Origin of the sequence: Streptomyces sp. NBC_01264, assembly GCF_026340675.1 — a bacterium.
GTDB lineage: Bacteria > Actinomycetota > Actinomycetes > Streptomycetales > Streptomycetaceae > Streptomyces.
Genome location: NZ_JAPEOX010000001.1, coordinates 6056081 through 6071139 on the forward strand (window position 1 = coordinate 6056081; position 15059 = coordinate 6071139).

A 15059-nucleotide genomic window follows, 5' to 3' on the forward strand; every position below is an offset into this window, starting at 1 on the left:
CGCCCATAGGATTCGCGTAGGAATGTCACGATTCAACCGGTTCGATTCGCACTGGGAGCACCCATATGCCAGGCGCCATCTACGCCGAAGGTCTGGTCAAGACCTTCGGCGACGTACGGGCTCTGGACGGCGTTGACCTCGATGTACCCGAAGGCACGGTCCTCGGCCTGCTCGGCCCCAACGGCGCGGGCAAGACGACGACCGTCCGCGTCCTGACCACCCTCCTCCAGCCCGACAGCGGCAAGGCGGTCGTGGCCGGGATCGACGTCCTCAAACACCCCAACGAAGTCCGGCGCTCGATCGGCCTCTCCGGCCAGTTCGCCGCCGTCGACGAATACCTCACCGGCCGGGAAAACCTCCAGATGGTCGGCCAGCTCTACCAGATGGGCGCCAAGGCGGCCAAGGCCCGGGCCACCGAACTGCTGGAGCGCTTCAACCTCGGCGACGCCGCCGACCGCACCGCCAAGACGTACTCCGGCGGCATGCGCAGGCGCCTCGACCTCGCCGCGGCCCTCGTCGTCAGCCCGCCCGTGATGTTCATGGACGAGCCCACCACCGGCCTCGACCCGCGCAACCGCCAGCAGCTGTGGGGGATCATCCAGGAACTCGTCGCCGGCGGCACCACCCTCCTCCTCACCACCCAGTACCTGGAGGAGGCAGACCACCTCGCGCACGACATCTGCGTCGTCGACCACGGCAGGGTCATCGCGCGCGGCACCTCCGACCAGCTCAAGGCCCAGACGGGCGGCGAGCGCGTCGAGGTCGTCGTGCACGAGCGGGACCACATCGCCACGGCCCGCGAGGTGCTCGCCGGCTTCGGCAAGGGCGAGACCACCGTCGAGGAGCACACCCGCAAGCTGACCGTGCCGGTCTCCGGCGGCGCCAAGCTGCTCGCCGAGGTCATCCGTGAACTCGACGGGCGCGGCATCGAGATCGACGACATCGGCCTGCGCCGTCCCACCCTGGACGACGTGTTCATCTCCCTGACCGGCCACGCGGCGGAGCTCACCGCCGAGGAGAACGCAGAGGCGCCCGCCGACGCGAAGTCGGCGAAGGGCGCGAAGTCGGCGGGCAGCCGCAAGGACCGTAAGGAGGTGGCGAAGTGACCCTCACCTCCACGACCCCGGAGCTGGCGGCGCCCCGCCCGCGCGGCGGCATCGTCCAGGGGATCAACGACTCCCTGGTCATGGCCAAGCGCAACCTGATCCGGATGTCCCGGATCCCCGAGATGGTCATCTTCGGGCTGATCCAGCCGATCATGTTCGTCGTGCTGTTCAGCTACGTCTTCGGCGGCTCGATGATGATCGGCGGCTCCACCAGCGCCAGCGACTACCGGAACTTCCTGATGGCCGGCATCTTCGCGCAGACCGTCACCTTCGCCACCGCCGGAGCCGGCGCGGGCATCGCCGACGACATGCACAAGGGCCTGATCGACCGCTTCCGGTCGCTGCCGATGGCCCGCGGCGCGGTCCTCACCGGCCGCACCCTGGCCGACCTCGTCCAGACCGCCCTGACCATGGTCGTCCTGGCGATCGTGGCGCTCCTGGTGGGCTGGCGCATCCACGAGGGCGTACCGAAGGCACTGGCGGGCTTCCTCCTGCTGCTGCTCCTGGGCTACGCCTTCTCCTGGATCGGCGCGCTGATCGGCCTGTCGGTGCGGACCCCGGAGGCGGCCACCTCGGGCGGGCTGATCTGGCTGTTCCCGGTCACCTTCATCTCCAACGCGTTCGTGCCCACCGAGAACATGGCGGGCTGGCTGCAGCCCATCGCGGAGTGGAACCCGTTCAGCGCGACCGTCCAGGCCTGCCGGGAACTGTTCGGCAACCCGGGCGTGTCACCCTCGGACGCCTGGCCGATGACGCACCCGGTCTGGGCCTCGCTGCTCTGGTCCGTGGTGATCATCGCGGTGTTCCGCACCCTCGCCGTACGCAAGTACCGCTCGGCGACGGCGTAGCCATCGCCCTCAGCACGAAGCCCCGCCGAGCAGCGGCTCGGCGGGGCTTCGTGCTGAAAAGAAAGGGGGGTGATCAGCCGGTGAAGGGCTTGACGTCGAGGATCTTGACCGACGCCTGCTTGCCGTTCGGCAGCTCGTACTGGGCGTCCTCGCCGATCTTCTTGCCCAGCACGCCGGAGCCCAGCGGGGACTGCGGGGAGTAGGTCTCGAAGTCCGAGGACGCGTACTCGCGCGAGGCCAGCAGGAACTCCATGGTGTCGCTCTCGTCACCGTCGAAGGCGATCTTGACCAGGGTGCCCGGGGCCACCTCGCCCTCGGAGGCGGGGGCCGTGCCGACCTTGGCCTTCTCCAGGAGCTGCGTGAGCTGGCGGATGCGCAGCTCCTGCTTGCCCTGCTCCTCCTTGGCCGCGTGGTAACCGCCGTTCTCACGGAGGTCGCCCTCCTCACGGGCCGCCGCGATCTTGATCGTGATCTCCGACCGTGCGGGACCAGAGAGGTACTCCAGCTCGGCCTTCAGCTGGTCGTACGCCGCCTGGGTCAGCCAGGTGACGCTCTCGCTCGTCTGGGTCACGGGTGCTCCTCGTCGGTACAGGGACTACAAAGCCGCCAGCGGCGGACGAAACCACGAGCCTAACAATTCGGGAAGAAAAGGGGGAGGACGCCAGGTGTGTGAACTGCGTCAGGTCACGTCGCGGAGCACGCCCCGGGGACGGCTCAGGGCACCCCCCCCAGGGCACGCCTCGGGTCAGTTCGCGGAGCCGGCCGCGCGGCAGCCGATGATTTCGATCATCGTGGCCCGGCCGGTGGTCTTCAGCGTCACCATCTCGTCCACGCGCCCGCTCTTCTGTGCGAACGTGAAATCGGCCCGGCCGACCTCGCCGTGCGCCTCGTCCTGCGAGCTCAGCGTGCACACACCGGTCACCGAGGCCTCCTTGCGCACCTCCAGGTGCACCTCGACCGCGGAGTCGGAGACGACCTTGTACTTGATCAGCTCGGCGCTGACGCTCTGCCCGGCCACGTAGTCCCAGCCGATCCAGCCGACCACACCCAGCAGGGCGACCCCCAGGACCGACCCGACGACCTTGAGCTTGCGGTCGGCACGCTCGTCCGCCGACCGGCCGTAGCGGCCCTCGGGCAGGTCCTCGCGCACCGCGCTCATCGATCGTTCCCTTCGAGGTGGGCGAACACCGGGATCCCGGGGTGCCCCCGGAATTTTTCCACCCTCCGATTCGGTCACTATAGGAGCGCCCGCCCTGACGACTCAAAGAGGATCCTGTCTTGACCGAGCAGCTTCGACTGATGGCCGTCCACGCCCACCCCGACGACGAGTCGAGCAAGGGCGCGGCCACCATGGCCAAGTACGTGTCCGAGGGGGTGTCCGTGCTGGTCGTGACCTGCACGGGCGGCGAGCGCGGCTCCGTCCTGAACCCCAAGCTCCAGGGCGACAAGTACATCGAGGAGAACATCCACGAGGTGCGCGCCAAGGAGATGGACGAGGCGCGCGAGATCCTCGGCGTCGACCAGGAATGGCTGGGATACGTCGACTCCGGACTGCCCGAGGGCGACCCGCTGCCGCCCCTGCCCGAGGGCTGCTTCGCCCTGGTGGACGTCGACGAGGCCGCCGGCCGCCTGGTGAAGAAGATCCGCGCCTTCCGGCCGCAGGCCATCACCACGTACGACGAGAACGGGGGCTACCCGCACCCCGACCACATCATGACCCACAAGATCTCGATGGTGGCCTTCGATCACGCGGCCGACACCGAGAAGTACCCCGAGGCCGAGTTCGGCCCGGCGTACCAGCCGCAGAAGCTCTACTACAACCAGGGCTTCAACAAGCCGCGCACCATCGCCCTGCACGAGGCGCTGCTCGCCCGCGGCCTGGAATCCCCGTACGGCGAGTGGCTGGAGCGGTGGAAGGAGTTCGAGCGCAAGGAGCGGACCCTGACCACCCACGTGCCCTGCGCCGACTTCTACGAGATCCGTGACAAGGCCCTCATCGCCCACGCCACGCAGATCGACCCCGACGGCGGCTGGTTCCGCGTCCCGATGGAGATCCAGAAGGAGGTCTGGCCGACGGAGGAGTACGAGCTCGCGAAGTCCCTCGTGGACACTTCCCTCCCCGAGTCCGACCTCTTCGCGGGCATCCGGGAGAATGCGTAGCTATGAGCGCTACGCACGAAGCAATCGCCCAGCTCCTCCCGCTGGCCGGCGACACCTTCGACAAGAACAAGGTGACCCCGGGCATCCTCGGATTCATCGTGTTCGCGGCCCTCGCCCTCGGGGTGTGGGGCCTGATGAAGTCGATGAGCCGCCACATGGGCCGCGTCGACTTCAAGGAAGCCCCGGAGCCCGTACCGGCTTCGGCTTCGTCTACTACGGAGGGCACGCGCGCCCCGTAGGGGCCGTACCCGTCCGGTGACCGCCGTCCGGCCGCCCTGCGCGGCCGGACGGCGGGTCTCCGCGCGCCCTACACCGAAGGCAGCGGTACCGGGACGCCCATGATCTCCCGCGAGTGCAGGTTCGGTACGAGCGACAGCCGCCACGCCTGCCAGCCCTCCGACGGGTCCACCCCGCGCGCCAGGATCACCGTGTAGGACTCCAGGCAGTCCTCCAGCCGCCCGTCCCGCATCGGATGCGGGGCCGCCGCCAGCCGCGCCAGCTCCGTCCGCGCCTCGTCCGGGGCCGCCGGGATCGCGTACGGCAGGAGCGTGCAGCGCAGGAACCGCGCCCAGTCCTCCCCGCGCCGGTCCCCGTAGGAGATGAACAGCCGCACCGCCTCCTCGCACAGGTCCACCGCCTGCGCGATCCGCCCGTTCCCCGCGTCCACCACCGCCAGCTCCAGACAGGTCCACGCCTCCCCGTGGGCCAGCCCGATGCGGCGGAAGTCCGCCCGGGCGTCCACCAGCAGCTGGCGGGCGAACCCGGAGTTCCGCAGGTTCCCCGTCTGCGCCGCCCGCTGGTCGCGCGTGACCCGGCCCGAGTGGTGGCGGGCGTGCGCCAGCCCGTACACGTCCCGCATCCGGGAGAACATCGTGCGCGCCCGCTCCAGCTCCCGCACCGCCCGGTCCCGCTCCCCGGCCTCCTCCAGCGCCTGCCCGAGGTAGTACAGCGTCCACGCCTCGCCGCGCGCGTCCTCCGACTCCCGGTGCCGGGCCAGCGCGTCCCGCAGCCGGTCCAGCGCCGGCCCCGGATCCCCGTCGACCACCCGGGCCCGGCCCAGCTGGGTCAGCGCCCACGCCTGGCCGCGGTCGTCGCGCGTGCGCCCGTACAGCTCCAGCGCCAGGCGCAGCTCCGCCTCGGCGCGCGGTACTTCGCCCAGCCGCAGGTACACCTGGCCCAGCTGCAGGTGCGCCCAGGCCTCGCCGTGCACGCTCTCGCTCTCCCGGTGCAGGACCAGCGACTCGCGCAGCAGTCGCAGCGCCTCCGCGAGGTGCGCACGGTCGCGCTCCACCGCGCCCAGTGCGTGCAGGCCCCACGCCCGGTCGCCCGCCAGCTCGTCCGGAGCCTGGAGCACCAGGGCCTCGCGGATGCGGGCCGAGGCCTCGGGCAGGTTGCCCTGGTGGTGCAGGGTGATGCCCAGCGAGACCAGGGCCATGCCCGCGCCCGCCTCCTGCCGGGCCTCCTTGTACTGGTCGACCAGCGAGGTCAGCGTGGTGCGCGACTTGTCCAGCTCGCCGAGCTGGCGGGCCGCGATACCCGTACGCCACTGCACCGAGCGCACCAGCAGACCCTGGTCGACGGCCTGCGTCAGCTCGTTGATCTCACCGAGCCGGTACAGGTCACCGCGCAGCAGGCAGAAGTCGCAGAGCGCGCCCAGCAGGTCCAGCACCGCCTGCTGGTCCACGCCCTCCGAGTGCCGCAGCGCCGCCGTGATGAAGCTCGACTCGTCGTCCAGCCAGCGCAGCGCCGCGTCCAGGGAGGCGAAACCGTGCCCGCCGACCGTGCTCGCCTTGGACAGGGCGTTCGCCCGCGTCGACATCTTCCCGTCGACCATCCGGATCACCGAGTCCGCGAGCTGCGCGTACGTACGGATCAGCCGCTCGTGCGCCGCCGCGGCATCGGCCCGGTCCTCGTCCTGGGCCAGGCGCGCGGCCGCGTACGCGCGTACCGCGTCGTGCATCCGGAACCGGTCCCCGCGTACGTGGTCCAGCAACCCCGCCCGCGCCAGCTCGCGCAGCAGCCGCCCGGCCTCCACCTGGTCCGCGTCGATCAGCGCCGCCGCGGCCGCCGCCCCGAGCGAGGCCCGCCCGGCCAGCGTCAGTCGGCGCAGCAGCCGGCGCCGCTCCTCGGGCAGGGCCGCGTAGGCCAGGTCCAGGGCGGCGTCCAGGGAGCCGCCCCGGTGGCTGCCCTGGACGCCGCCCCGGGCCCCGGGGGACTCGCCGACGGCCCCGAGGGGGGCCAGTACGCGCAACGCCAGCGGCAGACCGGCACCGAGCGCGAGCAGCGCCCCTGTGGCGGCCTCCGCCGGCTTCGGGCCCCCGGCTGCCGTCGGGTCGGCTGTCGTCGGGTCCGCCACCGTCGGGTCCGCCACCGCCGCCCGGACCAGCTCCGCGCCCGCCTCCTCCGCCAGCCGGGTCACCGGCAACTGGTACACCCAGGCCGCCAGCTCCGCGGGCAGCTCCAGCGGCTCCCGGGCCGTGACCAGGACCAGGCTCTCGGACCGCTCGGGCACGAGCATCCGTACCTGCGCGGCGTCCACGGCATCGTCCAGCACCACCGCCACCGGCGTGCCCTTCACGTGCTGGTGGTACAAGTCGCCCAACCTGCGCACCTGTTGCTCCGCCGACGAACCCTCACGGAACAGCAGCTGCTCGCGCGGCGCACCGAGCCGGTTCATCAGGTGCAGCAGCGCCTCGCGCGTCGGCAGCGGGCTCTCCGAGGTACCTCCGCCGCGCAGGTTCACCACGCAGGCACCCCGGAACTGGTCCCGCAGCGCCTGCGCGGCGTGCAGCGCGAGCGTGGTCCGGCCCACCCCGGGCTCCCCGTGCAGCACCACGACCACCGGGCGCGTCTCGGTGCTCGCCCGGGCGCTGTGCACCCACTGCGTGATGCGGGCCAGCTCGGCCCGCCGCCCGACGAACGCACCGTCCAGCGCCGGGAGTTGTCCGAAGGACTGCTCCAGCATGGCCCGCCGCCGGGCCTCGGCACTGCGATTGGCCCCGCGCAGCGGAAGGGCGGAGACGTTGTTGCCGTTCACCGCCTTGGGAGGGGTGTGCAGCGCCGCCGCCACCTTGCGCTGCTGCTCCAGGAAGGGGCGTATCCCGCGCACCTCCAGCGCCGACAGCCACTTCAGCTTGAGCTGCTCCGCCCCGCCCGGGCGGCCCGCCTCCCCGGCCCGCCGGTTCGCCGCGGGCAGGTGCAGGGCCGTCACCTTGACCACAGTCGCCGTCGCCCCGGCCACGCCCACGACGGCGCCGGCGGTCAGCGCGGTACCGACCGCCACGCTGAAGGCCAGGTCCGCCACCACCGCGGCAGCGGCCGCGACCCCGGTGACCAGCAACGCCGTCGAGGTGTTCGCCCGCCGGAAGGCCTCGCCGAGCGACTGCTCCCCGGCGGCCGCCTCGTCCAGCGCCCGCACGTACGCCTCGTACTCGGTGGCCGCACTCGCCGCGAGCGAGTCCAGCGCCTGCCTGCCCCGCTCCAGCAGCGCCGCCTTGGCCTCCGGGGTGCCGGCCGCCCCACCAGCTCCCCGCCGGGACTCCTCCTCCACGGCCCGCCCCAGCAACCGCTCGGCCTCACCGCGATGACTGTCCCGCATCGGCAATCCCCCTCAGAGAGCTCCGGCACCGTGCCACAAGTGTCCGTCGGGACGGGCGTGAGCGCGAGAGAATCTGAGCTAGTTCAGAGGGAGTTGGAGCGCAACCGGTCGTTTATGGTGTCCCGATGGGCAGACGCCGGGGACCATCGGGACGGTGCGCGGCACTGGCGGGCCTCCTCCTGGCGGTGAACGGCTGCGCGCTCCTGCCGGAGGAAGAGGTTCCCGAACGCGGCTTCTGGCTCCGCTACGAGAAGCCGGCGGCGGCCGACCGGGACAGCGCCCGCTTCGTGAAGACCTGGCAGCTCCCCGAGCTCACCCTCGCCGCCCTCAACTCGTACGTGGACCTGCCGTACCTGGTCACCCTCGTCGTCACGTCCTGCCACGGCGAAGGGACCGGCTACGACCCGGACACCCGGCGCATCGAGCTCTGCTACGACGACGTGGCCGAGGACCGCGAGCGCCTCGACGACGAGGAACTCTCCGAGGTGGTCCGCGAAACGATCTACCACGAGGCCGGCCACGCCCTGATCGACGCCCTGGACCTCCCGGACGAAGGGGCCCGCGCCGAGGAGGACGCCGCCGACCGCTTCGCCCAGGTGGCGCTCCTGACCGGCGACCCCGAGGGCGACGAGACCCTGCTGGCGGCAGCCCGCGCCCACGACCTGTCGGCCGCCGCCGAGGCCACCCCCGACCCCACCGACGAACACGCCCCGGACGCGGCCCGCGCGGAATCCCACCGCTGCGCGGTCCACGGCGCCTTCCCGACCCGCCACAAGGACCTGGCAACCCCCTCCCGCACCGACTGCACGGCCACCTGGACCCGAACCCGCGACACCTGGACCCACGCCCTGGCCCCGCTCCTGCGGCACGCGTAACCCCTTCCCCGGTTCGTCCGCTATGCGGAACATCGGACGAACTATCGAAAGGGGAAAGGGTCATGGATGACATAGCCCGGGCCACCGAGGGCGGCCTCATCCCGGTCGCCTCGTACGCACGCACCTCCCAGGACCCGCCGCAGGGCGACGCGCGCGGCGTGCGCCACCAGCACCGGATCAACGAACGCACGGTCCGCGAGCACGGCTGCGTCGTCGTCGCCACCTACACGGACAACGCGCGCAACGCGACCAAGGACGACCGGGAGCGCCCCGCATTCGACCACCTCCTCACGGACCTGCACCGCGGCCACGCATTCACGGCGGGTCCCTTGCGCGGAGTCGTCGCTGTCGCGGACCGGGACGGCCTGCGGGATCCGTACAGCAAGGCCGGCCTGCTGCGAGGCGCCGCATCACTCCAAGGGGCGGTCGCGGAGGGCGAGATGCGCAGCCGCCGCGTCCAGGACTGGCACTGGTCGCGCGCCATGGACGGCCTGCCGCACAGCGGGCCGCGGCCCTTCGGGTGGCAGGAGGACCGGCAGAGTTCTCGGCAGGGAGCCTGTCCATGCATCGGGGCCCTCTGAGCCCACGATTGACCAACCGCAAGGCTGGCCCGAAGTATCTCGTCACCGGGTTTCTGCGCTGTGGTGAGTGCGACCAACTCATGGGCGGCAGCAAGAGCGCCCGCAGTCGCAAGAGTCCGTACAACTACATCTGCGTCTCGGGGCGTGGTTGCGGCCGATGCGCCATCAGTGGTCCGCTCGTCGAGGAGGCCGTGGAGAGGCTCCTCTTTTCCGGCGACGGGCAGACCCGGATCCGGCTGCCGGAGCCGATGCGGCAGCGGTGGCAGTCGGGCGACACGGGATTCGAGGAGAAGCGGAAGGTAATTGCCTCGGTTTTCACCCACCTCGTAGTCAAACCAGGAAAGAAGGGCTGCCCCACCTGGGATCATTCCCGCGTGATACCGGTATGGAAGTGGGCTGATCGCATCAGGCCGCCGAACCGGCGGCCTGATGGCCCCGTCGTGAGGGGCTCGCTAGTCGGTGCGGCAGGATGGGAGTATGCCGAATCGCCTTGCGAACGAGACCTCCCCGTACCTGCTCCAGCACGCCGACAATCCCGTCGACTGGTGGCCGTGGTCTCCGGAAGCCTTCGCAGAGGCGCGTGAGCGCGGCGTGCCCGTCTTGCTCAGCGTTGGTTACTCTTCGTGTCATTGGTGCCATGTATTTAGCTTCGAAAGCTTCGAAGATGAACTCGTCGCCGCCTACATGAACGAGCACTTCGTCAACGTCAAGGTCGACCGCGAAGAGCGTCCCGACATCGACGCCGTCTACATGGAGGCCGTGCAGGCCGCCACCGGGCAGGGTGGGTGGCCCATGACCGTGTTCCTGACGGCCGACGCCGAGCCCTTCTACTTCGGGACCTACTTCCCGCCCGAGCCCCGGCACGGGATGCCCTCCTTCATGCAGGTGCTCGAAGGCGTGCGCACCGCGTGGGTCGGGCGGCCCGAGGAGGTGGCGGAGGTCGCGCAGCGGATCGTACGGGACCTCGCGGGGCGGCAGCTCGACTACGGGAAGGCCGGCACCCCCGGGCCCGAGGAGCTCGCGAAGGCGCTGCTCGGGCTGGTGCGGGAGTACGACTCCACGCGCGGCGGGTTCGGCGGTGCGCCGAAGTTCCCGCCGTCCATGGTGCTGGAGTTCCTGCTGCGCCACCACGCCCGGACCGGGGCCGAGGGGGCGCTGGAGATGGCGGCCGATACGTGTGAGGCCATGGCGCGGGGCGGGATCTACGACCAGCTCGGGGGCGGGTTCGCGCGGTACTCCGTGGACCGGGAGTGGGTCGTGCCCCACTTCGAGAAGATGCTGTACGACAATGCGCTGCTCTGTCGGGTCTATGCCCACCTCTGGCGCACCACCGGGGACGATCTCGCGCGGCGGGTCGCCCTGGAGACCGCCGACTTCATGGTCCGTGAACTGCGCACCCGTGAGGGCGGCTTCGCCTCCGCGCTGGATGCCGACAGTGAGGACCCGGAGACCGGCAAGCACGTGGAGGGCGTCTACTACGCCTGGACCCCGGCCCAGTTGCGCGAGGTGCTCGGGGAGGAGGACGGGGATCTGGCCGCCGCCTGTTTCGGGGTGACGGAGGAGGGGACCTTCGAGCACGGGATGTCGGTGCTCCAACTGCCCTCGCAGGGGCCGGACATCGGTGAGGAGCGGCTCGCCGGGTTCAAGGAGCGGCTGCTCGCCGCGCGGCAGGCGCGGCCCGCGCCCGGGCGGGACGACAAGGTCGTCGCCGCCTGGAACGGGCTGGCCATCGCGGCCCTCGCCGAGTGCGGGGCCTTCTTCGACCGGCCCGACCTGGTCGAGCGGGCCACGGAGGCCGCCGATCTGCTGGTCAGGGTGCACATGGACGGGAGGGCCCGGCTCGCGCGGACCAGCAAGGACGGGCGGGTCGGGGCGAACGCCGGGGTGCTGGAGGACTACGGGGACGTCGCCGAGGGGTTCCTGGCGCTGGGGGCCGTCACCGGGGAAGGGGTCTGGCTGGAATTCGCCGGGTTCCTCGTCGATCTGGTCCTGGCCCGGTTCACCGCCGAGGACGGCTCGCTGTACGACACCGCGCACGACGCGGAGCAGCTGATCAGGCGGCCGCAGGACCCGACCGACACCGCCGCTCCCTCCGGCTGGACCGCCGCCGCCGGCGCGTTGCTGTCGTACGCCGCGCACACCGGTTCGCAGGCGCACCGTACGGCGGCCGAGCGGGCGCTCGCGGTGGTGCACGCGCTCGGGCCGCGCGCTCCGCGCTTCATCGGGCACGGGCTGGCGGTGGCGGAGGCGCTGGTCGACGGTCCGCGCGAGGTGGCCGTGGTGGGTCATCCGGAAGATCCGGCGCGGGCGGAGCTGCACCGGGTCGCGTTGCTGGGGACGGCTCCCGGGGCGGTCGTGGCGACGGGTCTGCCGGGGGCCGCGGACGGGAGTGGTGGGGAGTTCCCCCTTCTGGCCGAGCGCACGCTCGTGCACGAGCTCCCGACGGCGTATGTCTGTCGACATTTCGTCTGCGCGCGGCCTACGACCGATCCGGTCGAGCTGGCGGAGCAGTTGGGTACGGTTCGTCCCTGAAAGTACGGGAGTGCCGTCAATTCCGTTTGTTTCAAGCTCAGTTCGGCAACGTGGTTTTTATCTCGACAGCGCCTGCGCGTCATGTTCCCTGCCTAGTCTCATGACTTCGGAGTCACCGATCAGTCACTGTCAGCGCCGTGGGGCGCCGGCGTAGAGCGCACCGGGGGTTGCGCGAGCGGGGGGAAGTCGGGGACGGGGCGAGGGTGGCGGGCTGGGGAGCCCGCCGCCGCGCAGGCCCGTCCCCGGGGGGTTGTGAGATCGCCGCCTGGGGTTGCGGCACGTCTGTGGGGGACGCTTTGTTCATATCCGTGTTCATTTGTGTCGTATCGCTCGCGCTCTTCTGGATGGCGGCGTTCACGCTCTGGTGGCAGATGCACGCGTGGCGGACGCCCGAGACGCTCGCCTCGACCCGCTTCGACAGCCCCGACGGCGGCGGCAGGCTGGCCTTCTCCCTGCTGCTGCCAGCCCGGCACGAGCAGGCGGTGCTGGAGCACACCATCGAACGGCTCCTGGAATCGAGCCACCGCGACTACGAGATCATCGTGATCGTCGGCCACGACGATCCCGGGACCGCGGAGGTGGCCGAGCGGGCCGCGGCCCGCGCGCCCGGTCTCGTCCGGGTCGTCACCGACCACCACGAGGTCAAGAACAAGCCGAAGGCCCTCAACACCGCCCTCCCGCACTGCCGGGGCGACATCGTCGGGGTCTTCGACGCCGAGGACCAGGTCCATCCCGAGCTGCTGTCCCACGTGGACCACGCCTTCCGCGCCACCGGCGCCGACGTGGTCCAGGGTGGGGTCCAGCTCATCAACTTCCACTCCAGCTGGTACAGCCTGCGCAACTGCCTGGAGTACTTCTTCTGGTTCCGCTCCCGGCTCCACCTGCACGCGGAGAAGGGGTTCATCCCGCTCGGCGGCAACACCGTGTTCGTGCGCACCGAGGTCCTGCGCGAGGCCGGCGGCTGGGACCCGAACTGCCTCGCCGAGGACTGCGACCTGGGCGTGCGGCTGTCCTCCGTCGGCAAGAAGGTGGTCGTCGCCTACGACTCCGACATGGTGACCCGCGAGGAGACCCCGGGGTCGCTGGTCAGCCTGCTCAAGCAGCGCACCCGCTGGAACCAGGGATTCCTCCAGGTGTACCGCAAGAAGGACTGGCAGCAGCTGCCCGGCCGCGGTCAGCGCTGGCTGGCCCGCTACACGCTCATGACCCCCTTCATGCAGGCCACTTCGGGGGTGATCATCCCGGTGAACTTCGCCGTCGCCGTCTTCCTCGACGTGCCCGTCGGGGTCGCGATCGTCACCTTCCTGCCGATGATCACCGCGATGGTGACCTTCGTGTTCGAGGTGGTCGGCCTGCACGACTTCGGCCGCCAGTACGGGCTACGGGTGCGGTTCGTCCACTACGTCAAGCTCGTGGTCGGCGGCCCGTTCTACCAGGTGATGCTGGCCGGCGCCGCGATCCGCGCGGTCTGGCGCGAGCAGCGCGGCCGCAACGAGTGGGAGCTCACCAGCCACACCGGAGCCCACCTCGCGTCCCCGTCCGGCGACGCCCCGAGCAGCGCGAACAGCCCGAGCAGCACGAGCACCCCGAACACCCTCACCCGAGAGGACAGCCACCGGTGACCGCCACCCTGCCCACGGCCACTGATCCCGAGCCCGGTTCGACCATCACCGACCCCGTCACCGCGCCCGCCGTCGCCGACGTAGCCGTCGACGCCGCCACCGACGCCGCCCGCATCCCGCGCCAGCGCACCGGCGGACTCGGGGTCCGCCCCGCCGCGCCGGCCCGGCCGCTCGTCCGGTTCCGCTCCTCGCGCCCCGACCTGCTGCTGTGCGGGGCGCTGCTGCTCGCGATCCTGCTCGTACAGGGCTGGAACATCACGAACTTCCCGACCCTCAGCGACGACGAGGGCACCTACCTCGCCCAGGCCTGGGCCGTCCAGCAGGGCAAGGGACTGGCGCACTACACCTATTGGTACGACCACCCCCCGCTCGGCTGGATCCAGATAGCGGGCCTGACGTACCTGCCGTCCCTGTTCGTGCCCGACGCGATGACGGTCGCGCCGATGCGGTTCTCGATGCTCGCCGTCTCCGCCGCCAGCTCGGTCCTGCTGTACGTGCTCGCGCGTCGGCTCTGGCTGCCGCGCTGGGCGGCCGGCCTGGCCATGGGCCTGTTCGGGCTCTCCCCGCTGTCCGTCGTGCTCCAGCGGGAGATCTTCCTCGACAACATCGCCGTGATGTGGATGCTGCTGGCCTTCTGCCTCGCCGCGTCCCCCAGCCGCCACCTGTGGCACCACTTCGCCTCCGGACTGGCGGCCGCCACCGCCGTGCTGACGAAGGAGACGATGCTGGTGGTGCTCCCGGCGCTGCTGGTGACGATGTGGCGCCACAGTCACCGGGACACCCGCAAGTTCGCCGTCACCGGAGCCGTCACCGCCTGCGTGCTGATCGGGATCACGTACCCCCTGTACGCGCTGCTCAACGCCGAGCTGCTGCCCGGCTCCGGCCACGTCTCCCTCATCGGCGGGATCGTCTACCAGATGGGCCGGGCCGGCTCCGGCTTCATCCTGGACCCCGGCTCCGGCTCGCACGGGGTCTTCCAGTCCTGGCTGTACTACGACACCGTGCTGCCGCTCGGCGGACTGGCCGGCGCGGTCCTGCTCCTCGTCACCATCCGGTGGTCGGTCACGGCCCGGGCGCTCGCGGGTCCGGCGCTGGCCGTGGTCATCCTCGCCCTCGTCGCCCTGCGGCCCTCCGGCTACCTCCCGGCGATGTACGTGATCCAGGCGCTGCCCTTCCTGGCGCTGGTCCTGGCCGGGGGCGCGGCCAGTGTCACGCACGCCGTGCTGCGCCGCCGCCGCGCAGCGGGGGAGCGGCGCGCCCTGGCCTACGGGCGCTGGGCGCTGGTCGGAGTCCTGGCCGTCGCGGCCGCCGGGTACCTCGTACCGCGCTGGTACGACGGCAACCGTACGGCGCTCACGGCCGACGCGAACGCCCCGTACCGGCAGGCCGCGGCCTGGCTCGGGCGCGAGGTGCCCGATCCGGCGACGACCCGGGTGCTGGTCGACGACGCGCTGTGGCTGGACGCCGTCCACCACGGGTTCGACCCGGGGCTCGGCGCCATCTGGTTCTACAAGGCCGATCTGGACCCGGCGGTCACCAAGACCCTGCCCGGCGGCTGGCGGGACATCGACTACGTGGTCTCCTCGCCCACCGTCCGGCGCGACGCGGCGCAACTGCCCAACGTGAAGGCGGCGCTGGAGCATTCGACGCCGGTCGCCGTCTTCGGTGCGGGCGAGGACCGCATCGAGATCCGGCGTACCGACCCCACGGCCTCCACCGTCAACGGGAGTTGATCCG

Annotated in this window: 13 protein-coding genes; 10 read left to right on the top strand and 3 right to left on the bottom strand. The window is 71.3% G+C overall.

Annotated elements, in window-relative coordinates:
* The first annotated feature begins 65 nt into the window (after nucleotides 1–65).
* Nucleotides 66–1106 carry an ATP-binding cassette domain-containing protein gene (locus tag OG435_RS28465; protein ID WP_266880787.1) on the top strand — a complete coding sequence of 347 codons (1041 nt, stop codon included), beginning with the start codon at nucleotides 66–68 and terminating at the stop codon, nucleotides 1104–1106.
* Nucleotides 1103–1954, top strand: coding sequence for an ABC transporter permease (locus OG435_RS28470; protein WP_266880788.1), 852 nt, complete (start codon nucleotides 1103–1105; stop codon nucleotides 1952–1954). Before OG435_RS28465 ends, OG435_RS28470 begins: the two co-directional genes overlap by 4 nt.
* Nucleotides 1955–2027: 73 nt before the next feature.
* Here the strand turns inward: OG435_RS28470 and greA are convergent, their stop codons facing one another.
* Entirely contained in the window at nucleotides 2028–2525 is a 498-nt protein-coding gene (greA, locus tag OG435_RS28475) for a transcription elongation factor GreA (protein WP_250751585.1), read from the bottom strand.
* Nucleotides 2526–2699: 174 nt separating this feature from the next.
* The gene (locus OG435_RS28480) at nucleotides 2700–3113 is read right to left on the bottom strand and encodes a DUF4307 domain-containing protein (RefSeq protein ID WP_266880789.1); all 414 of its coding nucleotides are present in this window, start codon (nucleotides 3111–3113) and stop codon (nucleotides 2700–2702) included.
* Nucleotides 3114–3232: 119 nt separating this feature from the next.
* Here OG435_RS28480 and mca point away from each other — a divergent pair, with 119 nt between their 5' ends.
* Nucleotides 3233–4114: a mycothiol conjugate amidase Mca gene (gene mca / locus OG435_RS28485; protein ID WP_266880790.1), complete on the top strand. Its 882-nt coding sequence runs from the start codon at nucleotides 3233–3235 to the stop codon at nucleotides 4112–4114.
* A 2-nt stretch (nucleotides 4115–4116) separates the two neighbouring features.
* Complete coding sequence (locus tag OG435_RS28490; RefSeq protein ID WP_266880791.1) at nucleotides 4117–4353, top strand: hypothetical protein; 237 nt, start codon at nucleotides 4117–4119, stop codon at nucleotides 4351–4353.
* A 68-nt stretch (nucleotides 4354–4421) separates the two neighbouring features.
* Here the strand turns inward: OG435_RS28490 and OG435_RS28495 are convergent, their stop codons facing one another.
* Nucleotides 4422–7712, bottom strand: a complete 3291-nt coding sequence (locus OG435_RS28495) for a tetratricopeptide repeat protein (RefSeq protein WP_266880792.1) — start codon at nucleotides 7710–7712, stop codon at nucleotides 4422–4424.
* A gap of 125 nt (nucleotides 7713–7837) precedes the next feature.
* Here OG435_RS28495 and OG435_RS28500 point away from each other — a divergent pair, with 125 nt between their 5' ends.
* The 6 genes from OG435_RS28500 (at nucleotide 7838) to OG435_RS28520 (ending at nucleotide 15055) form a co-directional block, all read left to right on the top strand.
* A complete protein-coding gene (locus tag OG435_RS28500; protein WP_266880793.1) occupies nucleotides 7838–8587 on the top strand; it encodes a DUF4344 domain-containing metallopeptidase in 750 nt (249 codons plus the stop codon).
* A gap of 62 nt (nucleotides 8588–8649) precedes the next feature.
* Nucleotides 8650–9168 (top strand): recombinase family protein, encoded by a 519-nt coding sequence (locus tag OG435_RS28505; protein WP_266880794.1) that lies wholly within the window; start codon nucleotides 8650–8652, stop codon nucleotides 9166–9168.
* Nucleotides 9150–9752: a zinc ribbon domain-containing protein gene (locus OG435_RS50375; RefSeq protein WP_353962782.1), complete on the top strand. Its 603-nt coding sequence runs from the start codon at nucleotides 9150–9152 to the stop codon at nucleotides 9750–9752. The genes OG435_RS28505 and OG435_RS50375 overlap by 19 nt, the downstream gene beginning before the upstream one ends.
* Nucleotides 9646–11700 carry a thioredoxin domain-containing protein gene (locus OG435_RS28510; protein WP_266880795.1) on the top strand — a complete coding sequence of 685 codons (2055 nt, stop codon included), beginning with the start codon at nucleotides 9646–9648 and terminating at the stop codon, nucleotides 11698–11700. The genes OG435_RS50375 and OG435_RS28510 overlap by 107 nt, the downstream gene beginning before the upstream one ends.
* Before the next feature lie 296 nt (nucleotides 11701–11996).
* The gene (locus OG435_RS28515; protein ID WP_266880796.1) at nucleotides 11997–13322 is read left to right on the top strand and encodes a glycosyltransferase; all 1326 of its coding nucleotides are present in this window, start codon (nucleotides 11997–11999) and stop codon (nucleotides 13320–13322) included.
* Nucleotides 13323–13435: 113 nt separating this feature from the next.
* The gene (locus OG435_RS28520) at nucleotides 13436–15055 is read left to right on the top strand and encodes an ArnT family glycosyltransferase (protein ID WP_430625781.1); all 1620 of its coding nucleotides are present in this window, start codon (nucleotides 13436–13438) and stop codon (nucleotides 15053–15055) included.
* Nucleotides 15056–15059 lie beyond the last annotated feature (4 nt).